The following is a 24,472-nucleotide window of genomic DNA, read 5'->3' as shown; positions in this document are numbered from 1 at the left end:
CAGAGTGTCACAAGAGAGTGAAAACAGTATTTTTGTTGCTGATGAAGCCGCTATGGTTGCCTTCGGACATCGGTTAGCGCAGGTCGTTGAAGGGGGAGAAGTTGTTTTTCTCAATGGTGATCTGGGGATGGGGAAAACTACTCTCAGTCGTGGTGTGTTGCGGGGATTTGGCCATCAAGGTTCTGTTAAGAGTCCCACTTATACACTGGTTGAACCCTATGAGCTGGATGAGTTGACGGTGTTTCATTTTGATCTTTATCGTCTGGGGGATCCGGAAGAGCTTGAGTACTTAGGTATTCGCGACTACTTCACCGACCAGAGCATCTGTCTGATTGAATGGCCTGAAAGGGGAGAGGGGGTTTTGCCGGTTGCGGATCTTTTATTGAATATATCGGTTGAACAACTCGGGCGGCGAATAAATTGGCAGCCTCAGACTGAAAAAGGCCGACTATTGGCCGATAAGTTAAAACTGTCTGATAATTAAAGAGATAATGGTACAGGCTGGTTATGGGTTGTAACGGGAACAGGTTTTAATCGCGTGATGATAAGCAGAGTAATACGGCGTTCAGGTTTTTTTACTGTGCTGGTGAGTTTCTGGCTGGTGGCGGTGAGCTGTTATGCAACTGACGTGAATAATGTGCGGGTCTGGATTGCGCCTGATCATGCTCGTCTGGTGTTTGACCTTTCGGGGGCGGTGCAACATAAACTGTTTACCCTTAAGAAGCCTGATCGTATTGTACTGGACCTGTCCGGGGCGAAATTATTATCCGATCTGTCGGTCGTTGATCTGAGTAAGAGTCCGGTTTCGTTAATGCGGTCCGGTTCACGCAATGGCGGCAAAGATCTCCGTGTAGTGCTTGATCTGAAAGAGACGGTTAAGCCAAAGAGCTTTGCGCTTAAGCCTAACGATCAATATGGTCATCGTTTGGTACTTGATCTGTATCGTGAAGTGTCGGAAGAGGTTCCGCAGAAGACGGCGATCGCATCAGCAGATAATCCAGCGACCTTACGGGATATTATTATCGCTATAGATGCCGGACATGGTGGGGAAGACCCCGGGGCTATCGGGCCGGGCCGGGTTAAAGAGAAAACGGTAGTGCTGGGTATCGCTCGTGAATTGAAAGCGTTGTTGGCAAAAGAGCGAGGTTTTAAGCCAAAACTGACCCGGGATGGTGATTATTATATTAGTCTGCGTAGCCGTACCCAACGAGCCCGCAAGATGAATGCGGATATGTTCGTCTCTATTCATGCTGATGGTTTTAAGGATAAACGGGCTAAAGGAGCATCTGTTTGGGTGCTATCTCCCCGTGGAGCGAGCAGTGAAATGGGCCGTTGGCTGGCCCGTAAAGAGAACAGTGCTGATCTGATCGGTGGCGTTGGTAGTGTAAGCCTGGAAGATAAGGATGATGTGCTGGCTAAAGTGCTGCTGGATATGTCGATGACGGCAAGTCGCAGCGATAGCCGACAGATTGCGCATAGTATCCATCGTAATCTGGGCCGTTTTGCGAAGATGCATAAGAAGCAGGTAGAGCAGGCCGGTTTTGTGGTGCTTAAATCACCGGATATTCCATCGATTCTGGTTGAGACCGGTTTTATTACCAATCATGATGAGGCCGCTAAGCTTAAATCCAAAGCCTATCAGCGGAAAATGGCACAGGCTATTTTTGCTGGGATTAAAGCGCATTTTACGAATAAACCCCCGGCGCTGACCTGGCTGGCCTGGCAGAAAAATGGACAGAGAAATGCTAAGTCGATGTCTTCCAGCTACAAGGTAATGCGAGGGGATACACTCTCTGTTATTGCCAGTAGGAACGGTGTATCGTTGACCGCTCTGCGAAAGGTCAACGGACTCAGAAATGCTGACCATATTCAGATAGGTCAGGTGCTGAAGATTCCTGCCAGTTAACTATTGATACGAAACTCATAAATATATGTCCCGAATACACCTGCTAACACCGCGGCTGGCAAACCAGATCGCAGCCGGCGAAGTTGTTGAACGCCCCGCTTCAGTGGTTAAAGAGATATTGGAGAACAGTCTTGATGCGGGTGCTAGCCGTATTGAGCTGGACGTTGAACAGGGTGGGGTTAAACTGATCCGTCTGCGGGATGATGGTCAGGGAATTGAGAAAGATGATCTGCCATTGGCGCTGAGCCGTCATGCAACCAGCAAAATACGTAACCTGGACGATCTTGAGGCGGTGCAAAGTCTGGGGTTTCGGGGTGAGGCGCTGGCGTCGGTCAGCTCTGTATCCCGTCTCATGCTGACGTCTCGAACAGCAGATCAGGATGCTGGCTGGCAGGTGCAGACTGAAGGCCGGGATATGACTGCAGAAGTTGCTCCGGCTGCGCATCCTCAGGGTTCAACCGTTGAGGTGCGGGATCTGTTCTTTAACACCCCGGCACGACGAAAATTTCTGAAAACAGAGAAAACTGAGTTTAAGCACCTGGAAGAGGTGGTTAAACGAATGGCGCTGAGCCGTTTCGATGTCGGTTTTACATTGCGTCATAACCAAAAAGTCATTCATCAGTTGCGACCTGCAGATACCGATGCAGAGCAGGAGCGGCGAATAGCTTCGTTGCTGTCCCCGGCGTTTATTGAAAACGCGATGAAAGTGGATGTGTGTGCTGAGGCATCCGGGCTCAGGCTTTGGGGTTGGGTTGGTTTGCCTACTTTCTCAAGGAGTCAGGCTGATCTGCAGTATTTCTTTGTTAATGGCCGAATTATCCGCGATAAGGTGGTAGCCCACGCATTGCGTCAGGCATATCAGGATGTGCTGTATCACGGCCGTCATCCTGCTTATGTTTTATATATGGAGCTGGATCCGAAGCTGGTGGATGTTAACGTACACCCAACCAAACATGAGGTGCGCTTTCGCGAGACTCGTTTGGTTCATGACTTTATTTTTCGCACCACCCATCGAGTTATTGCTGATATTCGCCCGGAACAAGGGTTAGAGCCTGCTATATCAGGCGCAGCCGCCGGAGCAATGTTGAATGCAGCACCGGGACAGGCGCTGACAGAGCAGCATTTTGAACAGAGCCGTATGCCTCTGCACCAGCTGCAGCGCGATACCGGGGCGGCGGGATCAGGTTTTTCGGCACAGAACCGTTATCAGTCCGACCGGCCTACCGTCGGACAGGTACGAGAGCAAATCTCGGGCTACGCTGCATTGCATCCGCAACAGGGCTTGGGGTCCGAACAGCAGAATGGGTCCCTGACTGAGACCGATAACGGGGAGTGTCCGCCATTAGGCTATGCTATTGCTCAACTGCATGGCGTGTTTATTCTGGCGCAGAATGATGCCGGATTAGTCGTAGTTGATATGCATGCAGCCCATGAACGCGTGGTTTATGAGCGTATGAAGCTGGCTTATGAGGCTGAAGGTGTGCGTAGCCAACCGTTGCTGGTGCCCGTGAGTATGGCGGTCAGTGTTGCGGAAGCGGACTGTGCCGAAGAGCGGGCCGACGTGTTTTCTAAACTGGGGTTTGAAATAGCTCGCATGGGTGAAGAAACTCTGGTTATTCGCCAGTTACCAGTCTCGCTGGCCAGTGCTGATGTCAGTAAGCTGATCCTCGATGTGCTGGGGGATATGGTGCAGTTTGGTACCAGTCAGAAAATTCAGGAGCAAACCAACGAATTGTTGGCTACGATGGCCTGCCATGGATCCGTCCGGGCTAACCGACAGCTAAGCATTCCGGAGATGAATGCGCTGCTGCGTGATATGGAACAGACTGAACGTAGTGGTCAGTGTAACCACGGCCGTCCTACCTGGACTCAGATGTCGATGAATGACCTCGATGGTCTGTTTATGCGAGGCCAGTAACGTGAATAACCAGAAACATCCCCCCGCTATATTTTTAATGGGACCGACTGCCTCGGGTAAAACTGATCTGGCAATGGAGCTCTATGATCGTCTGCCCTGTGAAATTATCAGTGTTGATTCGGCGATGATATATCGGGGTATGGATATTGGAACAGCGACGCCTGATGCGGCGTTTCTTTCTCGCTACCCTCACAAATTAGTGGATATACTCGACCCGGCTGCTAGTTACTCTGCTGCTGATTTTCGTGCAGATGCGTTGCGTGAGATGGCTGAGATTAGTGCTGCCGGTAAAATTCCCCTGTTGGTCGGCGGTACGATGTTGTATTACCAGGCCCTGTTAAAGGGGTTAGCCATACTGCCTCAGGCAAACCAGGCGATCCGTGATCGGTTGACGGGTGAAGCTGAACTGCATGGCTGGGATAGTCTGCATAAAAGGCTACAGCAGGTAGATCCTGTTGCGGCACAACGGATACATCCGAATGACCCGCAGCGGATGCAGCGGGCGCTTGAAGTGTATGAGCTGACAGGACGCTCAATGACTGAGCTGTGGCAAGAGCAGGAACAACAGAAGCTTCCCTATGATGTCCGCCAGATCTGCGTTATGCCGCAGGAACGTAAAACAATTCATGAACGGATCGAAAAGCGCTTTCAGATTATGCTGGAACAGGGTTTTGAGGAAGAAGTGCGGGGGCTCTGGAATCGGGGCGACCTGAATCTACAGATGCCTTCTGTTCGTTGCGTTGGTTATCGTCAGATGTGGGAATATTTTGAAGGTAGCTGGGATTACAACACGATGATTGAAAAGTCGGTGATTGCAACGCGACAACTCGCTAAAAGACAGATAACCTGGCTGCGTAGTTGGGATAATCTGCACCATTTTGAATCTGCTGACCCGAATTTAACCAATAATGCCTTGAAATTGTTGGATGGGATCATTATATAATGCAATACTGATTTTATTTTTTGGGCTGCCCGGCTTTTAGGTGGCAGCATTTTGTTCTGCGATGTTATTCGTTTTAACAGTTCTGCAGTGCATAACTTACTCTTAGGAAGGAGCTTCCAATGTCAAAAGGGCAATCGTTACAAGACCCTTATCTGAACGTACTGCGTAAAGAACGGGTACCGGTATCCATATTTCTGGTGAACGGTATCAAACTTCAAGGACAGATTGAGTCGTTCGACCAGTTCGTTATTCTGCTAAAGAATACGGTCAGCCAGATGGTATATAAGCACGCTATTTCTACTGTGGTACCGGCCCGTCCGGTGAAATTGCCACAGGCTGATGAATCTACTGACTGAGGTTTTCATTGTTCTTTGAGCGTCCCGAGTCTGGCGAATGCGCCATTCTGATTCATATCGATATGGCAGATGAGGTGGACCGGGAAAGTCCTAAAGAGCTGGAAGAGCTCGCCCTATCTGCTGGTGCTGATCCGGTTGCGTTTTTAACTGGATCTCGCAGTCTTCCTAGTCCTAAAACTTTTATTGGCTCTGGTAAAGTTGAAGAGTTGAAGGATCTCGTTCGTCTGCACGAAGCTGAATTGGTTATCTTTAATCATGCGCTAAGTCCGGGTCAGGAACGAAATCTTGAGCGCGAGATTGAATGCCGGGTTCTGGATCGTACTGGTTTAATCCTGGATATTTTTGCTCAGCGTGCCCGTACCCATGAAGGTAAGCTGCAAGTAGAGCTGGCTCAATTAGAGCACATGTCTACCCGGTTGATTCGTGGCTGGACCCATCTTGAGCGTCAGAAAGGGGGTATCGGTCTGCGAGGGCCAGGTGAAACACAGCTGGAAACAGACCGCCGGCTATTACGGGCCCGGATAAAAAGTATACTTAAGCGTTTAGATAAGGTGCGCAAGCAGCGTGAACAAGGTCGCCGTGCCCGAAGTCGCTCTGAAGTACCGACTGTGTCGCTGGTGGGTTATACCAACGCAGGAAAATCTACCCTGTTTAATCATATTACGGATGCGGAGGTGTATGCGGCCGATCAGCTGTTTGCAACGCTGGATCCAACCTTGCGACGCGTGGAGCTGGATGACGTAGGGCCGGCGATTCTGGCGGATACCGTAGGTTTTATTCGTCATCTTCCACATAAGTTGGTAGAAGCTTTTCGGGCAACACTGCAGGAAACGATTGAAGCTGATCTGTTGCTGCATGTGATTGATGCGTATGACGATGATCGCCAGTCTCATATCGATGAGGTGCACTCCGTTCTGCGGGAAATTGGCGCAGATGAAGTGCCGGTTCTGGAGATCTATAATAAAATTGATATGCTTGAACGGGCAGAGCCCCGGATTGACCGTAACGATGAAGGGAAGCCTGTCAGAGTTTGGTTGTCTGCGGTCACCGGAGAGGGTGTTGAATTATTGTTTAAGGCAGTATCTGAATTACTGTCGGACGATATTTTTCATGAACAGTTAAGCTTGAAGCCAGAGGAGGGCGGTTTACGTGCCCAATTCTATGCATCAGGTGCTGTTCTGAATGAAAGTGTTGATGAGCTGGGGCAGATCAATCTTGAAGTGCGTATTCAAAGAAAAGATCTGATGCAGTTGCTCAGCCGTATGAAAATAGCACCTGAACGATACTTGGGTGCTAATGTTAACAAGCCGGAGTGGTTGCATAGTTAAGGCAGCCTTCTTAGAATTTTTTTAATCGTTTAAACAGTTTTATAAACGGAGAATGATATGGCTTGGAATGAGCCTGGTGGTAACGGGAAAGATCAGGATCCCTGGAATAGTGGTGGCGATCGTCGTGGTGGCGGTAAAGATCAGGGGCCGCCTGATCTGGATGAAGCGCTGCAAAAATTGCAGGAAAAGCTAAATGGTATTTTTGGCAAAAAAGGCGGTGGTGGTAATAGCGGAGGAGGCTCTGGCCCGTCCTCGGCTTCTACTGGCGGTTTTTTTGGTGTTATAGCGCTGGTTGTGCTGATTGGCTGGGCAGTGATGGGTGTGTATACCGTCGACCAGCAGGAACGTGGTGTGGTGTTACGTTTGGGTAAGTATTACGAAACAGTAATGCCTGGCCTGCAGTGGAACCCTCCATTGATCGATAATGTGATGACCGCGAATGTGACGCGGGTAAACGCTTACGAACACCGTTCGTTAATGCTGACTGAAGATGAGAATATCGTCGATGTAAGCATGACCGTTCAGTTCGTTATCTCTGATCCTGTTGCGTTCAAGTTGAAAGTACGTGATCCGGAAGTGAGTTTAGGACATGCCTCTGAATCTGCTTTACGTCATACAGTTGGTTCATCGGAGATGAACTCTATTCTGACCGAAGGTCGAGAGGTTCTGGGTGATGATGTTAAGCGGCGTCTTCAGGGTTACATGGATGACTATCAGACCGGTCTGCGTATCACTCAGATAAATATCAAAGAAGCGAAAGCACCTTCACAAGTTCAGGATGCATTTGATGATGTAATCAAAGCACGTGAGGATGAGCAGCGTTCAATGAACCAGTCTGAATCTTACCGTAACGGTATTATTCCTGAGGCGCGGGGTATTGCTCAGCGGATGAAGGAAGAGGCTAACGGTTATCGTGAGCGTGTTGTTGCTCAGGCAGAAGGTGACGCGCAGCGCTTCAGTGCCTTGTTGACTGAGTATACCAAGGCGCCTGGAGTGACCCGTGAGCGTCTCTATCTTGATGCGATGGAGCAAGTGCTATCGAACAACTCAAAAGTGTTGGTCGATGTTGAAGGTGGTAATAATATGATGTACCTGCCACTGGATAAGTTGGTTGAGAGTCGTCCGCGAACTTCAATTAGTAGCGGTGGAGGTAGTTTGAATAGCTCCGAGCTAAGAGAAGTTACGGATCAGGTGATTGAGCAGCTTCGTCAGCGTCAGCAATCTACAGGTAGGGAGGCACGCTAATGTCAGGTAAATCTATGACGGCGCTGGTGATTGCGCTATTACTGCTAGTGGTTGGCTTTAACTCTCTCTATATCATTAAAGAGACTGATCGGGCGGTACTGCTGAAGTTTGGTGAGATCGTGAATCCAGATATTCAGCCAGGTCTGCACATCATGTGGCCGGTTGTGAATAAAGTACGCAAATTTGATGGACGGGTTTTGACGCTGGATGCTCAGCCTCAGGCATATCTGACCATTGAGAAGAAGCGTTTGATTGTTGACTCCTTCATTAAGTGGCGAGTGATCGATCCGCAGAAATACTACACCGCTACATCCGGTGACCAGTATAAAGCGGCAGATCTGCTCTTCCCTAACGTGGATGCGGGGCTGCGAAATCAGTTTGGTGAGCGTACGCTGACCGAGGTTGTTTCCGGTGAACGTGATGAGCTGATGTCAGAATTGGTTGAGCAGTTGAGTATTCAGACCAAGGATGAATTAGGTATTGAGATGATCGATATTCGGGTCAAGAAGATTGATCTGCCTCAGGAAGTCTCTGCATCTGTTTATGAGCGAATGAGAACGGAACGTGAGCGTGAAGCCCGCGAATTGCGTTCACGTGGTAAGGAGTTTGCCGAAGGTATCCGGGCTGACGCAGATCGTCAGAAAGCGGTTATTGAAGCGAATGCCTATCGTGAAGCTCAGGAAGTGCGTGGTGAAGGTGATGCTTTGGCGGCTAAAATATATGCCGATGCCTACACTAAAGACTCTGAGTTTTACTCTTTTTATCGTAGCTTAAACGCTTATAAAGAGGCCTTTGGTCAGCAGGGCGATATCATGGTGTTAAAGCCTGATAGTGAATTCTTTCGCTATCTGGGTAACCCCAAGGGGCAGTGATCAGTATTCGCTAATTGTTGTATAAAAAATACGCGGAATAGGCTGCACTAAAGCGCCTGTTTCGTGGTAGTATTCCGAACCGGGTTTTGACCCGGTTTTTTTATGTGGCGACTATGTCGTTGTGTTGAGGTGCGGAATGAATTCTGACTTATGGCATCAGTTACTGATCGGTTTCTGTTTGATGCTGGTGTTGGAGGGAATTGTTCCTTTTCTCTATCCGCAACGCTGGAGAAACCTTGTGCATCAGTTAGCGCTGGTGAGTAACCAAGGGCTGCGTATGACAGGTTTTATAAGCATGATGGCTGGCGTCATCTTGTTGTATATATTTAACTGATTCACTGTATTTCGGAGAGTTGCATGACGTTGGCAGAACGCTGGTTGTTACCAGACGGCGTCAAAGAGGTGCTACCGCCTCAGGCACAACAGGTAGAATCGGCACGTCGCCGTTTGCTAAATCTGTATGATAGCTGGGGTTATGAATTAGTCATGACGCCGTTGGTCGAGCATCTGGACTCTTTGTTAGTGGGTGTTGGTCGCGACTTAGAGCTGAATACCTTCAAGGTTACAGATCAATTGACGGGGCGAATGTTAGGTGTCCGGGCTGATATTACTCAGCAGGTTGCGCGTATCGATGCGAATCGCTTGAGTTATCAGGGGCCGGTTCGCTTTTGTTACTGTAGCACGGTGTTACATACTCTTCCGGCTAATCCTCTGGCGTCTCGAAACCCGCTTCAGGTGGGCGCTGAGTTGTTCGGTCATTCCGGTGTTGCCAGTGATGCTGAGATAATCTCGCTGATGGTTGAAACACTGAATGCGATGCAGGTCAATCATGAGCTGAGTCTGGATCTGGGTCATGTGGGTATCTACCGTGGCTTGATCGGTGGGGCTGCGTTGAGTGCGGATCAGGAGGCAGAGTATTTTGAGCTTCTGCAGCGTAAAGATCTTCCTGAGATCGCATATTTTCTGGAACAGTCGGATCTGACGGATGCCGTAAAGCGTTATTTAGCGGTATTGCCAACATTGCATGGCGGACGTGAAGTGCTGCAACAGGCGCGTGACTGCTTTGCTGACGTTGATGATTCAATTATTGAAGCGCTTGATTATCTTGATGCTCTTGCAGCACAGATTTCTGCGCGCTATCCGCAGCTGGATCTTTATTTCGATCTGAGTGAGTTGCGGGGCTATAACTACCATACCGGTGTTGTTTTTGCTGCTTATGTTCCGGCGTTCGGGCAGGCGGTTGCTAAGGGTGGTCGTTATGATGAAGTGGGGCGTGACTTTGGTCGTGCCCGTCCGGCAACCGGATTTAGTGCGGATCTGAAAACTCTCGTGGAGTTATCTGTCGCTAATGAAAATCTGGCGCGTAAAACTGTGCTGGTACCGGTTACTGATGATTCAGCAGCATTGGATGCTGTGGCTGAATTGAGAGCTCAGGGTGAGCGTGTTGTTCAGTTGTTAGATGAAGCGGTTGTGGAAGATGCGCAATCCTTTACTCATCAGCTGGTGCAGCAGGATGGAGCTTGGGTTCTCGAGAGCCTGTAAATTTTTAAGTTAGATTAAGAGTCAGAGACAACCAATGGGCAAAAACGTAGTTGTTTTAGGTACGCAGTGGGGCGACGAAGGTAAAGGTAAAATCGTTGACCTGTTAACAGATCAGGCGTCTGTCGTGGCGCGCTTTCAGGGTGGCCACAATGCGGGCCACACGCTGGTGATTGACGGTGAAAAAACCGTTCTTCATCTGATTCCATCCGGTGTGCTACGTGAAAACGTACTCTGCCTGATTGGTAACGGTGTTGTACTGTCCCCAGAAGCGTTACTGAAAGAGATTAAAGAGCTGGAAGACAAGGGAGTGCCTGTGCGTGAGCGTCTGCGCCTGAGTCCTGCTTGTCCGCTGATCCTGCAATACCATGTTGCATTGGATGTTGCGCGTGAGAAAGCGCGCGGCAATGCGAAGATCGGTACTACTGGTCGCGGTATTGGTCCGGCTTATGAAGACAAGGTGGCGCGTCGTGGTTTGCGTCTGGACGATCTGATGAATCCAGAGCGTTTTGCAGAAAAGCTGAAAGAAGTGATGGAATATCATAACTTTATGCTGCAAAACTATTACCAGGCCGAACCTGTTAGCTATGATGCAGTGCTGAAGGAAGCGCTGGAGATGGCTGAGGTGATGCGTCCGATGGTGGCTGATGTAACGTCAATGTTGCATGGCTATCGCGAGCGCGGTGAAAGTATTATGTTTGAAGGTGCTCAGGGTTCATTGCTGGACATTGATCACGGTACCTATCCTTATGTTACTTCGTCTAATACGACGGCCGGCGGAACCTCAACTGGCAGTGGTTTTGGTCCGTTGTACCTGGACTATATTCTGGGTATTACTAAAGCTTATACGACACGTGTTGGTTCGGGTCCTTTCCCGACTCAGTTGGATTGTGCTATTGGCGATCGTCTGGCTGAGCGCGGCCATGAATTTGGTGCGACGACCGGTCGTGCTCGTCGTTGCGGTTGGTTCGATGCGGTTGCGCTGAAGCATGCGATTCAGATCAATTCGGTTTCAGGTGTTTGTCTGACGAAGCTGGATGTTTTGGATGGGCTGGAAAGTATTGAGATCTGTGTTGGTTATAAGGATGCAGAAGGTAATGTTGTAACTTCGCTGAGTGGTAGTGAAGATTATGATGCTGTTGAGCCTGTTTATGAGTCGATGCCGGGTTGGACTGAGACGACATTGGGTGCACAGTCTCTGGATCAGCTGCCAGCTGCTGCGGTTGCTTATATCAAGCGCCTTGAAGAGTTGATCGGTGCGCCGATTGATATTATCTCGACGGGTCCCGATCGTGTTGAAACGATTGTTCTGCGTCATCCGTTTGATGCCTGATCACTGGGTATAAAGTGATAAAGAAAACCCGGCCTGGTGCCGGGTTTTTTTATATTTGAATTTTGCTGTTGTTGGTTGCATAAAAAAACCGGGCATCGCCCGGTTTTTAGTTGTAAGTATGTGTTTTGCTGTTTACTTAAGCTCTTCGCTCATTGCTGGGCGAATGTTCTGTAATAGTGCTTTCAGCATTTTAGGATTACCTGCCACCAGATTACCTGATGTCTTGTAATTGTTGTTGCCGGTAAAGTCAGCGAGCAGGCCGCCAGCTTCCTGAATCATCAGAATGCCTGCTTCCATTTCCCATTGATTGAGACCGATCTGAAAGAATCCGTCCAGGCGTCCTGCTGCGGTGTAAGCCAGGTTTAGTGCAGGTGAGCCGCCGCTGTATATGCTGCCGCTTTCCAGGGTGATGTTTTTGAAGATCTCCTGGAAGTTGTCAAGATGGGCTTTATCGCTGCTGCGGCCAAAGAAGCCGCTGCCAATCAGAGAGCCATCAAGTAATTTGCGGTTGCTGACGCGCAGGCGTTTGCCGTTCATCTGTGCGCCTCTGCCTCGACTTGCCGTAAATTCTTCGCCTGTAATAGGGTTAAGAATAATGGCGTGCTCAAGCTTACCGCGCTGATGGCAGGCAATGCTTAAAGCAAAGACTGGCAGAGCGTTAGAGAAGTTTGAGATGCTGTCGATTGGATTAACGGTCCAGATTACATCACAAACCTTGTCTTCGGGTTTGTGAGTGCCTGTGTATTCACCGTTAATCTGGTGGTCGGGGTACGCCTTATGGATCGTGTTAACGATAGTGCGTTCAGCTTGTTTGCAAGTGTCTTCGAGATATTCGCTGACGCTTGCTTGCTCAGATTTGATCAGATCAAGACGTTCTACTGAACGAGTGATCTGCTCACCTGCGGCGCGAGCTCCGCGCAGGGCGATATTAACCATCGGTTGCATCTGTAAATACCAATAAGGGAACCAAAGCGGGCATTATACAAAACAGTTGTCATATAAAGAACCGTTCGGGATTAATAGTTGGTGATTATCTGGTAAAATACTGGCCTTTTTTAATGCGGGCGGGTTACAGATGCTGAAAAACATCCGAATTGTACTGGTTAATACCTCTCATCCGGGCAATATTGGTGCGGCGGCCAGGGCGATGAAAAACATGGGGTTGTCTGATCTCTGTTTAGTTGAGCCAAGAAAGTTCCCGCATCGGGATGCTGAGGCGCGTGCAGCAGGCGCAACAGATATTCTGGAAAATGCGAAAGTTGTTGATGATCTCGATCAGGCGTTGGCTGATTGTCAGTTAGTCGTTGGTGCTAGTGCGCGCAGTCGAACGATTCCCTGGCCGATTGTTAATCCGCGCGAGCTTGCTTCAATCGTGGCGCCACTGGCAGATGATGTTCGGGTCGCTGTCCTTTTTGGTCGGGAAGATCGGGGATTAACGAATGATGAGCTGCAACGTTGCCATCATCATGTGCATATTCCAGTTAACGAAGACTTTAGCTCGCTTAATATAGCGGCGGCGGTTCAGGTGATTACCTATGAATTGCGAATGGCTAAATTGTCGGATGTTGATGAGGCGAAACCGCAGTGGGGTACTGACTGGGATGTTGAGCTGGCGGATAACCGTGAGCTAGAGCTCTTGTTTGAGCATCTTGAGCAAACGCTGATCGAAGTAGACTTTCTTGATCCGGACAAACCGAGAAATCTGATGCCCAGATTGCGTCGTCTTTTTATGAGAGCGATTCCGGATAAAATAGAAGTTAATGTGTTGCGAGGGATGCTGACGGCTGTCCAGAAGTGTACTAAGGGCAAAGAATCTTAATGTCGGGGTTTGTTGTTATGGCATTATATATTACAAGGTTATAAGTCTGACTATTTTAGTCGGTTAAATAGTTGACCAAAATAGTTGGTTATTGCATAATGCTTGCAGCTTCGTCGCAGGACGAAATAAGATAAAGAGGCTGAGCGATGCGATTAACAACAAAAGGACGGTATGCGGTTACGGCGATGCTGGATCTGGCAATACATGCTGGTAACGGGCCGGTAAGCCTTGCAGATATTTCCGAGAGGCAGGGTATCTCACTCTCCTATCTTGAGCAATTATTTGCGAAACTGCGGCGAAATGAATTAGTACGCAGTGTACGTGGTCCGGGTGGTGGATACCAGCTCAACCGCGAGCAGCAGGATATAGATGTCGCTCAGGTGATTGACGCGGTTAATGAGTCTGTAGATGCCACTGGTTGTGGTCATACGGGTAACTGTCAGGATGGTAATATATGCCTGACCCATCACTTGTGGTGTGATCTGAGTAGTCAGATTCATGAGTTTTTAAGTCAGATTAGTCTGGCAGATCTTATGGCGAGAAAAGATGTTCGATCGGTAGCGGAACGCCAGGATCGTGGGCATAATGCGTCGTTTGAAGAGTCATTGATTTCAGCAAAAGTAACAGCCTGAGTTTGTTGATTCAGGTATTTGGAGAAGTATAGATAATGAAATTACCAATCTACTTTGATTATTCTGCAACTACCCCGGTTGATCCTCGGGTTGCGGAAAAGATGATTGAGTGCCTCACAATGGACGGTAATTTCGGTAACCCGGCGTCTCGTTCACACCTGTATGGCTGGAAAGCTGAAGAGGCTGTAGAAATAGCCCGTCGCCAGGTTGCTGACCTGCTTAACGCAGATCCGCGCGAAATTGTCTGGACCTCCGGTGCAACAGAGTCCGATAACCTTGCTATTAAAGGTGTGGCGCACTTCTATCAGAAGAAGGGTAAGCACATTATCACGTCCAAAATTGAGCACAAGGCGGTACTGGATACCTGTCGGCAGCTTGAGCGTGAAGGATTTGAGGTGACTTACCTTGATCCGGATAAGGACGGCATTATTCAGCCTCAGGCTATTGCCGATTCATTACGTGATGACACTATTCTTGTGTCAGTGATGCACGTGAATAATGAAATTGGTGTGATCAATGATATTGCGGCTATCGGTGAGATTACCCGGGCTAACGGTGTATTGTTTCATGTTGATGCCGCACAGAGTGCTGGCAAAGTCGAGATTGATATTGCGGCAATGAAAGTTGATCTTCTTTCTCTTTCTGCACATAAAATGTATGGCCCGAAAGGTATGGGGGCGCTGTATGTCCGTCGTAAGCCGCGGGTACGCCTGGAAGCGCAGATGCACGGTGGTGGTCACGAGCGTGGTATGCGTTCCGGTACATTAGCCACTCACCAGATCGTTGGAATGGGTGAGGCTGCAGCATTGGCTAAAGCTGAAATGCATGTGGAGCATGAGCGAATCACTACCTTGCGTAAACGTTTTTGGGATGGCCTTGCTGATATGGAGGAGATCTTTCTGAACGGTTCAGAAGGGCAGCGCTATATCGGTAATATGAATGTGAGCTTTAATTACGTTGAAGGTGAGTCGCTGCTGATGTCTTTGAAAGATCTGGCAGTATCTTCGGGTTCTGCCTGTACGTCAGCCAGTCTTGAGCCTTCCTATGTGCTGCGAGCATTAGGTTTAAGTGATGAGATGGCGCATAGTTCTATTCGCTTCTCTATTGGTCGTTTTACGACTGAAAATGATATTGATGAAGCTGTTGCTGAGATCCGCACGGCTGTTAGTAAGCTCCGCGAACTTTCTCCGTTGTGGGATATGTATAAAGACGGTGTGGATTTAAGCAAAGTTGAATGGGTTCACCACTAAATTTGTATTGGGTGAAACCGCTTTAGGAGGTCGTTATGGCTTATAGTGAACAGGTTATCGATCATTACGAGAATCCTCGTAATGTCGGCAAAATGAATGATTCAGACGAGAACGTTGGCACAGGTATGGTGGGAGCGCCAGCCTGCGGCGATGTTATGCGTCTGCAGATTAAAGTCAGCGATGAGGGTATCATTGAAGATGCCAAGTTCAAGACCTATGGATGTGGTTCTGCAATAGCATCAAGCTCACTGGTGACTGAGTGGGTTAAAGGTATGAGCCTTGATGAAGCGCAGGACCTGAAGAATACTAAAATCGCAGAAGAGCTGGCGTTGCCGCCGGTTAAAATTCACTGCTCGGTTCTGGCAGAGGATGCGATTAAAGCAGCTGTAGCTGACTATAAAGAGAAACAGACTAAGAAGTAATAACAGGGCCCAGGGCTCACGGAGTAAGCGGATTCATGGCTATTACAATGACACCTGCTGCGTCTCAGCATGTTGGTAAGTACTTACAGTCCAGAGGGCATGGGCTGGGTATACGCTTGGGTGTGCGTACTTCGGGCTGCTCTGGCATGGCTTATGTGCTGGAGTTTGTTGATGACACTCAGGATGAAGATGAGGTGTTTGAGACTGAAGGTGTTAAGATCATTATAGACCCCAAAAGTCTGCTCTATTTAGACGGTACAGAGCTGGACTTTGTCAAAGAGGGGCTTAATGAAGGGTTTAAGTTTAATAACCCTAATGTAAAAAACGAGTGCGGTTGCGGCGAAAGCTTTAACATTTGACGCCTATTCTCTTTATCTGCTGGTTATATAATGGATATTACCCAGAACTATTTTGAATTTTTAGCTCTGCCGGTGACTTATCAATTAGACCTGCAGTCACTGTCTGAGCGAAGCCGGGAGTTGCAGAAAACACTGCACCCCGATCGCTTCTCGCATCTGTCTGATCGGGAACGCAGGCTATCGGTACAATATACTGCTTATCTTAATGAAGCGGTGATGACTCTCAAAAAACCTCTCACCCGTGCTCAATACCTGCTGAAGCTGGAAGGTATCGATACCTTTTCTGAATCTCAGGTTCATCTTGAGCCTATGTTTCTTATGCAGCAGATGGAGCTTAGGGAAGGGCTTGAGTCAGTTCGCGATGCGTCTGAGCCTGAAGCTGAGTTACTGGCTCTTCAGGCAACGGTTGATAGTGAAATGGAAGTTTTACGTGGTCAGTTTGATAGTTTCTATCGTCAGTCAACACCGACCTCTCTGGAAGCTGCCGCGGTGTGCGTTAGAAAAATGCAGTTTATTGATAAACTGGGCCGCGAAATAGAGGCTCTGGAAGATCAACTTTTCGATGAATAAATAAATATGGCGTTATTGCAGATTGCAGAACCGGGACAGAGTCCTGAGCCACATCAGCGCAAGCTGGCGGTTGGCATTGATTTAGGAACGACTAACTCACTTATTGCAACGGTTCGCAGCGGTGAGGCGACGACCTTACCGGATGAGGGAGGGAGTCACCTGCTGCCCTCTGTTGTGCGTTATACCGATCAGGGTGTGGTTGTTGGGCAAGCGGCTTTAGCGCAAGCTTCAGTTGATCCTTTTAATACCATCCTGTCGGTAAAGCGTTTGATGGGGCGTGGAGCTGTCGACCTGAAAGGGCTGAAAGGCGAAGCGGTTTATCGTTTTGCTGATACTGATGGTGGTATGCCCTATCTCCAGACAGTTGCAGGCGATAAGAGCCCGGTAGAGATCTCTGCAGAAATTCTTAAAACGCTTAAAGCGCGCGCCCGAGCGTCCCTGGAAGGGGATTTGGAAGGTGCGGTAATTACTGTGCCGGCCTATTTCGATGATGCGCAGCGTCAGGCGACTAAGGATGCTGCTCAGCTAGCTGGAATTAAAGTGCTGAGGCTTTTGAATGAGCCCACGGCCGCAGCTGTTGCCTATGGTTTAGATCAGGGGGCGGAAGGTGTTATCGCTGTTTATGATCTGGGCGGGGGTACTTTTGATATCTCTATCCTGCGTCTCAATAAAGGCGTATTTGAGGTGCTGGCGACCGGCGGTGATAGTGCTCTAGGGGGAGATGACTTTGATTTGGCTCTGGCGCAATGGTTTCTGCAACAGTTAGGCGGTGTTGAAGTAATCGCGGGAGAGTCCCGTTATCTGACTGAGAAAGCGCGTTGGACTAAAGAGAGATTGACCGAGAGCTCTGTAGTGACTGTGGACCTGGAGCATGCAGGTCAAAAGGTCTCTTTAGAGGTGACCCGGGAGTTATTTGATGGGTTGGTTGAGTCATTAGTTAATAAAACCACCCGGGCCTGCCGTAGAGCGTTGAAAGATGCCGCTGTCAGTGCGGATGAAGTGCTCGAAGTTGTGATGGTGGGTGGAAGTACCCGGATGCCGGTTATCCGTGACTGTGTCGAGCAGTTTTTTGGTCGTCAGCCCCATATTGATATTGATCCGGATCGCGTAGTGGCGGTCGGTGCAGCAATTCAGGCGGATGTGCTGGCAGGAAATAAGCCCGACAGTGAGATGTTGCTGCTGGATGTGCTGCCGTTGTCTTTAGGGCTTGAAACCATGGGCGGGTTAGCTGAAAAAGTTATCCACCGGAATACGTCGATTCCGGTTGCCAGGGCTCAGGAGTTTACTACCTACCAGGATGGACAGACCGCAATGATGGTCCATGTGGTGCAGGGTGAGCGCGAGTTGGTTGATGATTGTCGCTCTCTTGCTCAGTTCGTTTTGCGAGGAATTCCACCGATGGCGGCTGGAGCGGCTAAGATTCGGGTTGCATTCCAGGTGGATGCGGATGGCTTGTTGAGCGTCTCCGCGAAAGAGCTATCGACCGGTATTGAGAGTGAAATTCAGGTGAAGCCTTCCTATGGTTTGGCGGATAATGAGATTGCCGAAATGCTCAAAGCTTCGTATAGCTTTGCTGAAGGTGATATGGCGGCGCGTAATTTGCGCGAGCATCAGGTAGAAGCTGATCGTTTGCTTCATTCGCTTGAGCAGGCCGTTATCGCTGACGGTCCGCAGTTGTTATCCGAGGAAGAGTTGCAGCACTTGCGGGAGCAGATGACGCTTCTGCTGAGCCTGCGTAATGGCACAGATGCCGCGCTGATAGAGCAGGGTGTGAAGGTGTTGGCGCAGGCCAGCGACTTCTTTGCTGCTCGGCGTATGGATCTGAGTATTAAGAATGCTCTTAAAGGGCACAGTATTGATGAGATTGAGGGAGATTCCTGATGCCGCAGATTATTATTCTGCCCCATGATGAGCTTTGTCCGGATGGTGTAGTGATTGAAGCCGAAGCGGGTGAAACTGTCTGTGATGCTGCTTTGCGTGAGGGGATAGAGATTGAGCATGCCTGTGAGAAATCATGCGCATGTACCACCTGTCATGTGATTGTGCGTGAGGGGTTTAACTCATTAGAAGAATCCGATGAGCTTGAAGACGATATGTTGGATAAGGCCTGGGGATTGGAGCCTGAATCGCGCCTGAGCTGTCAGGCTGTGGTTGCAGAGAGTGATCTTGTGGTTGAAATACCTAAATATACTATCAACCAGGTTTCAGAGCGGCATTGATTTGGGTTCTGAAGCGATGAAACAGAGGTCACTATGAAGTGGGTAGATGTTTACGATATTGCTATTGATCTTGATGAAAAATACCCGGATGTTGATCCGCTAGCGGTGAGTTTTCCTGATCTTTATGAATGGGTTATGGCGCTTGAAGGTTTTGATGATGATCCTGATCGGTGTGGTGAAAAAGTGCTTGAAGGGATTCAGATGGCCTGGATCGAAGAACGTCAGTGAATGATTCAAATAAAGCCCGCAAATGCGGGTTTTTTCATTTCTATCGATGCTGTTAAGTGAACGGTCCTTAGCGTATAATTGCGCGTTTTCTTTTTCCAGGAAGTCTGAGACTTTAGTCTGTTGGCTTCGAATTGCCCTGAAATTTATATTGAGGATGAATAGCACATGGCTATCGAACGTACTTTTTCTATCATTAAGCCTGATGCCGTAGCAAAAAACGTTATTGGTAAAATTGTTTCTCGTTTTGAGTCAAATGGCTTAAAAATTGTTGAAATGCAGCTGAAGCAGTTGTCTCGTGAAGAAGCTGAAGGTTTCTACGCTGAGCATAAAGAGCGCCCTTTCTTTGGTGATCTGGTTGAATTCATGACTTCTGGCCCTGTTGTTGTTCAGGTTCTTGAAGGTGAGAATGCAATCACGTTGAACCGTGACCTGATGGGCGCAACAAACCCACAGGAAGCAGCTGAAGGTACTATCCGTCGTGATTTCGCACAGTCTATCGATGCGAACGCTGTACACGGCTCTGACTCTGCAACTTCTGCAGAGCGCGAGATTGCTTACTTCTTCGGTAAGTAATTTCAGCGGGCCGCTATTAGGCGGCCCGTCATTCCATGAAAGTTGAGGCCGTTATGACCGAATCCACCCAAAAAATTAACCTGCTGGGATTCTCACCCAAGAAATTGGAAGAGTTCTTTTTGAGTATCGGCGAAAAACCTTTTCGTTCGACTCAGGTGTTGAAATGGATTCATCAGTTCGGTGCCAGCAGCTTTGATGAAATGACCAATATCAGTAAAGCATTGCGTCAGAAGCTCAGTGAAGTATCTGAAATTCGTGAGCCGGAAGTGCTGGTACAGAATATATCTAAAGACGGTACCCGCAAGTGGGTGATCAAGCTAGACGGCGGTTCTGCCGTTGAGGCTGTACTTATTCCCGATAATGGTCGGGCTACTCTCTGTGTCTCGTCACAGATAGGCTGTTCTCTGGACTGTAGTTTTTGTTCTACAGGGAAACAAGGTTTCAACCGTAATCTGAGTGCTGCTGAAATTATCGGTCAGGTAAGGGTAGCGATCCGTTCATTCGGGCCTTTTGATCCTGCCGGTGATCGTCGGGTGACCAATGTCGTTCTGATGGGGATGGGCGAACCCTTGATGAACTTTGATAACGTGGTCGATGCCATACAGTTGATGATGGAAGACAACGCATACGGTTTATCTAAACGACGAGTTACCTTGAGTACGGCTGGTGTGGTGCCGCAGATAGATAAGTTGCGTGAGCATACCGATGTGTCTTTGGCTATATCGCTTCATGCGCCAAATGATGAGCTGCGGGATCAATTGGTACCTATCAATAAGCGTTACCCAATCAATGAGTTGGTTGATGCTTGTAATCGATATATGGAAAGTTTGAATGATAAACGGGTAATTACCGTTGAATATACGATGATTGCCGGTGTAAATGATCATCCAAGTCAAGCAAAACAGCTAGTTAAGGTGTTAAAGCGTTTACCCTGCAAGCTAAACCTAATACCATTTAACCCGTTCCCGAATTCAGACTATCAACGTCCGTCTGATGATACGATTCAGGCTTTTAAGATGGTGATGGTCAAAGCGGGAATTATAACGACAGTGCGACGTACCCGGGGTGATGATGTTGATGCTGCCTGTGGACAATTAGTTGGTCAGGTGATGGACCGGACGCGTCGTAGTGAAAAGTACATACCGTTAAAAGATGCGAGTGGGGTGCAGCAGGAACCATCCCGTTAATTGATCGTATGTAATGCTATCTCGCCAGGAGTAAAAAAGATTGAAAGGTTATCTGATAATACTGATTAGTCTGATTCTCTCGGGTTGTGCGGGGCAAGAGGTTTCAAAGGCGGAACAAAATGCTCCTGAAGCATCGCAAGCCTATAGCTCTTTGGGGATGCAGTACTTGAGCAGTGGTGATACTGCTAATGCTAAAGTAGCTTTTCAACGGGCTATTGAAATCGACTCCAGAGGGGCACAGGCTTATAACGGGCTGGCGATGGTTTTCCAGCTCGAGGACGATCCCGTTCTGGCGGAAAGCTATTTTCAGCAAGCGATCTCTGTAGCGCCTGATAGCGCGATGATGCACAACAACTACGGCGCTTTTCTATTCAGTCTGGAACGATATCCTCAAGCCTGTAAAGAGTTAGCTCGTGCGACTGAAGACCCTTTTTATAATCAACGTAGTCAGGCTTTTGAAAATCTTGGCCGTTGTTATCTGTTGATTGACCGTCTGGATGCTGCTGAGCATGCCTTTAAGCGTAGTTTGAAGCTTAATCCCAATCGCCCTCTGGCGTTGCTGCAATTATCAGATGTGTTGATGCAAAAAGATAAGTTAGATGAATCAGTCAATTACTTTGAGCAGTTTAGAGCCATGGTAGATGATAAACGAGTTCAGCACAGTGCTCAGAGCCTTTGGCTTGGGGTGCAGATATCCCGATTGCAAAATAGTGGCGTAAATGCTGCTACTTATGGCTTGATTCTTAGAAGTATGTTTCCTGAGTCAGAAGAGTATCGTCAGTATAAGGAGTCGACTCCGTGAGTAATAACCAGTCACAGAACCCTGAAGGTGAAGGACAGGAACTAGCATTTCCAACCGCTGAGTTGGTTGCTGCAAGAGAGCGACAGGGTTTGTCGCAGAATGATGTGGCTCATGAGCTGAGATTGTCGGATAAATATATTGATGCTCTTGAGCGTGCAGCGTTTGAGGAGTTGCCCAGCCTGGTTTTTGCACGGGGTTATATTCGTTCATATACAAAGCTACTGAAGTTAGATGAAGAGCGTTTTCTTATCTGCTTTGATGCCCTTTATGGCCGTTCAGGGGCAGCGCCTAATATTCGTTCTGCTCCCGGAATGCAGTCTTCAGCACGTTTGGGTGACCCCATGATTAAGTGGTCGGCCTGGTTCTTTTTATTGGTTGTTATTGCGGCAACCATTTGGTGGTGGAAGACTCAGCAAGGACTTGATCAGCCGATATCCCAGTTGCCTACAACACAGTCGGTAGAGGTGGAATCTGCAGATGGTACTACTTTAATAGTTCCGCCAGATTCGGTAGCGGTGTCAGGTAGTGCGTCCGTTGTGCCGCCGGTTACGATCAAAAGTGACGCGCAGCTTGTCGAGGGTGAGCTCGAGGTGCAGCCTTCAGGAGAGCTTTCGATTCCTTTGACTGTGACGGGGTCTGTCTCGGTGGATGAGCCGACCACAGAAATCGTTGCGGAGCCTGCTGTTGAAGAAAGTGTGGCAGCAGCAAATACAGCGATGCAGGCCGTTACTGATAAAGGAACGCTACGAATTACCTTTGTTGATGAGTGCTGGGTAAGTGTTGAAGATCATACGGGGGAAGTGCTGGCGATGCGAGTTAAGCCAGCAGGTAGTGAGTTAACAGTCTCCGGTGTGACGCCGCTGAAAGTGTTGCTGGGAAGGGCTAGCGCTGTCGGTGAAGTTGTTTTTGATGGCAAAGCTGTGAGCTTCGAGCGTAATGGTCGTTCAGGTGTGGTGCGATTAAGTTTGCCGCAAAGTTAATAAAGAAATAGTCGATCAGGTATTAAACATTGGCCAAGATTAAAGCCATCCGCGGAATGAACGATATTCTGCCAGACCAGACGCCAGTATGGCAGTTTTTGGAAAAAAGTGTGAAGTCAGTGCTGGGGGCTTATGGGTATTCAGAGATTCGAATGCCTATTGTCGAGCAGACAGACTTATTTAAGCGCTCTATCGGTGAGGTTACCGATATCGTTGAAAAAGAGATGTATACCTTTGACGACCGAAATGGTGAAAGTCTGACGCTTCGTCCGGAAGGTACGGCTAGTTGTGTGCGTGCCGGTGAAGAGCATGGTTTGCTTTTTAATCAGGCACAGCGGTTATGGTATCAGGGGCCGATGTTTCGGTATGAAAAACCTCAGAAAGGTCGTTATCGCCAGTTTCACCAGATCGGTGTGGAAACTTTCGGTATGGCTAATGCTGATATCGATGCTGAAGTGATCATGCTCAGTGCCCGGCTCTGGAAGGAGTTAGGGATTCTTGATTCGGTCACTCTCCAGCTTAATTCGCTGGGGAGTAATGAGGCACGGGCAGAATATAAGGAAGCTCTGGTTGCATATCTGTTGGAGCGTAAAGATCAGCTGGACGAAGATAGTCAGCGTCGTTTAACGACAAATCCATTGAGAGTGTTGGATAGTAAGGATCAGCAGACGCAATCGTTGTTAAATGATGCGCCCTCTTTAGTCGATTATCTGGACGCTGAGTCCCGTGAGCACTTTGCTGGTCTTTGTAGCATGCTGGATCAGGCTGGAATTGCGTATGAGTTGAATCCACGTTTGGTTCGGGGTCTCGATTATTACTGCAAAACTGTCTTTGAATGGGTGACTGATAAGCTGGGTGCGCAAGGTACTGTGTGTGCCGGTGGTCGGTATGATGGTTTGGTTAAACAGTTAGGTGGTAGGCCCACACCAGCGGTTGGTTTTGCAATGGGAGTCGAACGTCTGATTCTCTTACTGGAAACCCTGGAGGTGGTGCCTGATACGGTGAAACAACCATTTGATCTATATCTGGCTGCAGAGCATAAAGGATTGCAAGAGCGATTGGTGGTGCTTGCGGATCAGCTTCGTGATCAGTTGCCTGAGATGCGGATTCGGGTACACTGCAGCGGACTTAAGAATATTAGTAGTAAGGCAAGGCAAACGGGTGCGCCCTGGGTAGTGTTAGTTCGCGAAGAAAACGATTCTCTGCTTGCTAACCTGTGGTATAACTCTGAACCAACTTATGATATTCAGGTCGATAACCTGAGTGAAACGCTGCTGCAGCAACAGCAGGCATAATTAGCAAAACAATAAGCGAATACGATTAGGAGCGGGCTGTGTCGGAAATGCGCACTGAGGAAGAACAGGTTGAAGCGTTAAAGGGCTGGTGGAAAGAGAACGGTCGATCTCTTCTATTGGGAGTTGCGCTGGCACTGGCGATTGTATTTGGCTGGAACGGCTGGCAAAACAACCAGCGTGTCAATGCAGAGAATGCGGCAACTGTGTATCAGAGTCTGGTGCAGGCAGTTGCACTGGCAAGTGGGCCGCAGTCTACAGATGTGCAGCGTACAACGGCGACCCATCTGGCTAAAAGTCTCAAGGAAGATTATGCCGATACTGCCTATGCTCACTTTGGTGCGTTATTCGCAGCACGTCTCTCTGTTGATGCGGGTGATTACGCGGCGGCATTAAATGAGTTGGACTGGATTCTGGTTCAGTCACAGGACAGTGTTATGAAAACTGTTGCAACTATGCGCAAGGCGAGAGTGATGGCTGCGATGGGTGATGCCGCTGATGCCGTTTCTTTGCTGAATGGACTACAAGAACCAAGTTTTAGTGTTAGCCTGGCAGAGTTAAAAGGCGATCTTTATCTGCAGCAGGGTGAGATTGATAAAGCGCGTAATGCTTATCAATCAGCCGCAGCTGATGCTCCTCAAGGTGCACGCCCTCTGCTCAATATTAAGCTTGAAAGTCTGGCTGCAGAAGGAAGTTAAT

General features: G+C 48.6%; 27 protein-coding genes. 26 read left to right on the top strand and 1 reads right to left on the bottom strand.

Going from position 1 to position 24,472, the window contains the following annotated elements:
• Positions 1-4: 4 nt before the first annotated feature.
• The 11 genes from tsaE to AMJAP_RS14660 all read left to right on the top strand — a co-directional run bounded on the left by tsaE (position 5) and on the right by AMJAP_RS14660 (position 11,440).
• A complete protein-coding gene (gene tsaE, locus AMJAP_RS14710; RefSeq protein ID WP_019622688.1) occupies positions 5-484 on the top strand; it encodes a tRNA (adenosine(37)-N6)-threonylcarbamoyltransferase complex ATPase subunit type 1 TsaE in 480 nt (159 codons plus the stop codon).
• A gap of 57 nt (positions 485-541) precedes the next feature.
• Positions 542-1,906, top strand: coding sequence for an N-acetylmuramoyl-L-alanine amidase family protein (locus AMJAP_RS14705; RefSeq protein WP_051088431.1), 1,365 nt, complete (start codon positions 542-544; stop codon positions 1,904-1,906).
• A gap of 25 nt (positions 1,907-1,931) precedes the next feature.
• On the top strand, positions 1,932-3,824 hold the full coding sequence (mutL, locus tag AMJAP_RS14700) for a DNA mismatch repair endonuclease MutL (RefSeq protein WP_019622690.1): 1,893 nt from the start codon (positions 1,932-1,934) through the stop codon (positions 3,822-3,824).
• Entirely contained in the window at positions 3,790-4,767 is a 978-nt protein-coding gene (gene miaA / locus AMJAP_RS14695; protein WP_019622691.1) for a tRNA (adenosine(37)-N6)-dimethylallyltransferase MiaA, read from the top strand. The genes mutL and miaA overlap by 35 nt, the downstream gene beginning before the upstream one ends.
• A 119-nt stretch (positions 4,768-4,886) precedes the next feature.
• Positions 4,887-5,123: an RNA chaperone Hfq gene (gene hfq / locus AMJAP_RS14690; RefSeq protein WP_019622692.1), complete on the top strand. Its 237-nt coding sequence runs from the start codon at positions 4,887-4,889 to the stop codon at positions 5,121-5,123.
• An 8-nt stretch (positions 5,124-5,131) separates the two neighbouring features.
• A complete protein-coding gene (hflX, locus tag AMJAP_RS14685) occupies positions 5,132-6,451 on the top strand; it encodes a ribosome rescue GTPase HflX (protein WP_019622693.1) in 1,320 nt (439 codons plus the stop codon).
• A gap of 57 nt (positions 6,452-6,508) precedes the next feature.
• A complete protein-coding gene (gene hflK / locus AMJAP_RS14680) occupies positions 6,509-7,696 on the top strand; it encodes an FtsH protease activity modulator HflK (protein ID WP_019622694.1) in 1,188 nt (395 codons plus the stop codon).
• Complete coding sequence (hflC, locus tag AMJAP_RS14675) at positions 7,696-8,568, top strand: protease modulator HflC (RefSeq protein WP_019622695.1); 873 nt, start codon at positions 7,696-7,698, stop codon at positions 8,566-8,568. Before hflK ends, hflC begins: the two co-directional genes overlap by 1 nt.
• 136 nt (positions 8,569-8,704) lie before the next feature.
• Positions 8,705-8,902, top strand: coding sequence for a DUF2065 domain-containing protein (locus AMJAP_RS14670; RefSeq protein WP_019622696.1), 198 nt, complete (start codon positions 8,705-8,707; stop codon positions 8,900-8,902).
• 23 nt (positions 8,903-8,925) lie between these two features.
• Positions 8,926-10,110 carry an ATP phosphoribosyltransferase regulatory subunit gene (locus AMJAP_RS14665; RefSeq protein ID WP_019622697.1) on the top strand — a complete coding sequence of 395 codons (1,185 nt, stop codon included), beginning with the start codon at positions 8,926-8,928 and terminating at the stop codon, positions 10,108-10,110.
• Between the two features lie 34 nt (positions 10,111-10,144).
• On the top strand, positions 10,145-11,440 hold the full coding sequence (locus tag AMJAP_RS14660; RefSeq protein WP_019622698.1) for an adenylosuccinate synthase: 1,296 nt from the start codon (positions 10,145-10,147) through the stop codon (positions 11,438-11,440).
• A 132-nt stretch (positions 11,441-11,572) separates the two neighbouring features.
• On the opposite strand, the gene AMJAP_RS14655 is transcribed toward AMJAP_RS14660, so the two are convergent.
• Positions 11,573-12,385, bottom strand: coding sequence for an inositol monophosphatase family protein (locus AMJAP_RS14655; RefSeq protein ID WP_026340219.1), 813 nt, complete (start codon positions 12,383-12,385; stop codon positions 11,573-11,575).
• Between the two features lie 130 nt (positions 12,386-12,515).
• On the opposite strand from AMJAP_RS14655, the gene trmJ reads away from it, so the two are divergent.
• The 15 genes from trmJ to AMJAP_RS14580 all read left to right on the top strand — a co-directional run bounded on the left by trmJ (position 12,516) and on the right by AMJAP_RS14580 (position 24,471).
• On the top strand, positions 12,516-13,259 hold the full coding sequence (gene trmJ, locus AMJAP_RS14650) for a tRNA (cytosine(32)/uridine(32)-2'-O)-methyltransferase TrmJ (RefSeq protein WP_019622700.1): 744 nt from the start codon (positions 12,516-12,518) through the stop codon (positions 13,257-13,259).
• A gap of 146 nt (positions 13,260-13,405) precedes the next feature.
• Complete coding sequence (iscR, locus tag AMJAP_RS14645) at positions 13,406-13,891, top strand: Fe-S cluster assembly transcriptional regulator IscR (RefSeq protein ID WP_019622701.1); 486 nt, start codon at positions 13,406-13,408, stop codon at positions 13,889-13,891.
• A 35-nt stretch (positions 13,892-13,926) separates the two neighbouring features.
• Entirely contained in the window at positions 13,927-15,141 is a 1,215-nt protein-coding gene (locus AMJAP_RS14640) for an IscS subfamily cysteine desulfurase (RefSeq protein WP_019622702.1), read from the top strand.
• A gap of 35 nt (positions 15,142-15,176) precedes the next feature.
• Positions 15,177-15,563, top strand: coding sequence for a Fe-S cluster assembly scaffold IscU (iscU, locus tag AMJAP_RS14635; RefSeq protein WP_019622703.1), 387 nt, complete (start codon positions 15,177-15,179; stop codon positions 15,561-15,563).
• A 35-nt stretch (positions 15,564-15,598) separates the two neighbouring features.
• Positions 15,599-15,922, top strand: a complete 324-nt coding sequence (gene iscA, locus AMJAP_RS14630) for an iron-sulfur cluster assembly protein IscA (RefSeq protein ID WP_019622704.1) — start codon at positions 15,599-15,601, stop codon at positions 15,920-15,922.
• A gap of 30 nt (positions 15,923-15,952) precedes the next feature.
• A complete protein-coding gene (gene hscB, locus AMJAP_RS14625; protein WP_019622705.1) occupies positions 15,953-16,492 on the top strand; it encodes a Fe-S protein assembly co-chaperone HscB in 540 nt (179 codons plus the stop codon).
• Positions 16,493-16,498: 6 nt separating this feature from the next.
• Positions 16,499-18,373, top strand: coding sequence for a Fe-S protein assembly chaperone HscA (hscA, locus tag AMJAP_RS14620; protein WP_019622706.1), 1,875 nt, complete (start codon positions 16,499-16,501; stop codon positions 18,371-18,373).
• Entirely contained in the window at positions 18,373-18,711 is a 339-nt protein-coding gene (gene fdx / locus AMJAP_RS14615; RefSeq protein ID WP_019622707.1) for an ISC system 2Fe-2S type ferredoxin, read from the top strand. Before hscA ends, fdx begins: the two co-directional genes overlap by 1 nt.
• Positions 18,712-18,744: 33 nt before the next feature.
• Positions 18,745-18,939 (top strand): Fe-S cluster assembly protein IscX, encoded by a 195-nt coding sequence (gene iscX, locus AMJAP_RS14610; RefSeq protein WP_019622708.1) that lies wholly within the window; start codon positions 18,745-18,747, stop codon positions 18,937-18,939.
• Between the two features lie 165 nt (positions 18,940-19,104).
• Entirely contained in the window at positions 19,105-19,512 is a 408-nt protein-coding gene (ndk, locus tag AMJAP_RS14605) for a nucleoside-diphosphate kinase (RefSeq protein WP_019622709.1), read from the top strand.
• 53 nt (positions 19,513-19,565) lie between these two features.
• The gene (rlmN, locus tag AMJAP_RS14600) at positions 19,566-20,699 is read left to right on the top strand and encodes a dual-specificity RNA methyltransferase RlmN (protein WP_026340220.1); all 1,134 of its coding nucleotides are present in this window, start codon (positions 19,566-19,568) and stop codon (positions 20,697-20,699) included.
• 40 nt (positions 20,700-20,739) lie between these two features.
• Positions 20,740-21,501, top strand: coding sequence for a type IV pilus biogenesis/stability protein PilW (gene pilW, locus AMJAP_RS14595; protein WP_019622711.1), 762 nt, complete (start codon positions 20,740-20,742; stop codon positions 21,499-21,501).
• A complete protein-coding gene (locus AMJAP_RS14590; RefSeq protein ID WP_019622712.1) occupies positions 21,498-22,481 on the top strand; it encodes a RodZ domain-containing protein in 984 nt (327 codons plus the stop codon). The genes pilW and AMJAP_RS14590 overlap by 4 nt, the downstream gene beginning before the upstream one ends.
• Positions 22,482-22,537: 56 nt before the next feature.
• Complete coding sequence (gene hisS, locus AMJAP_RS14585) at positions 22,538-23,776, top strand: histidine--tRNA ligase (protein ID WP_051088433.1); 1,239 nt, start codon at positions 22,538-22,540, stop codon at positions 23,774-23,776.
• A gap of 47 nt (positions 23,777-23,823) precedes the next feature.
• On the top strand, positions 23,824-24,471 hold the full coding sequence (locus AMJAP_RS14580) for a YfgM family protein (RefSeq protein WP_019622714.1): 648 nt from the start codon (positions 23,824-23,826) through the stop codon (positions 24,469-24,471).
• Position 24,472 lies beyond the last annotated feature (1 nt).

Source organism: Amphritea japonica ATCC BAA-1530 (assembly GCF_016592435.1).
In the GTDB taxonomy this organism is placed as follows: domain Bacteria; phylum Pseudomonadota; class Gammaproteobacteria; order Pseudomonadales; family Balneatricaceae; genus Amphritea; species Amphritea japonica.
This window is presented reverse-complemented; position numbering and strand designations above follow the sequence as displayed.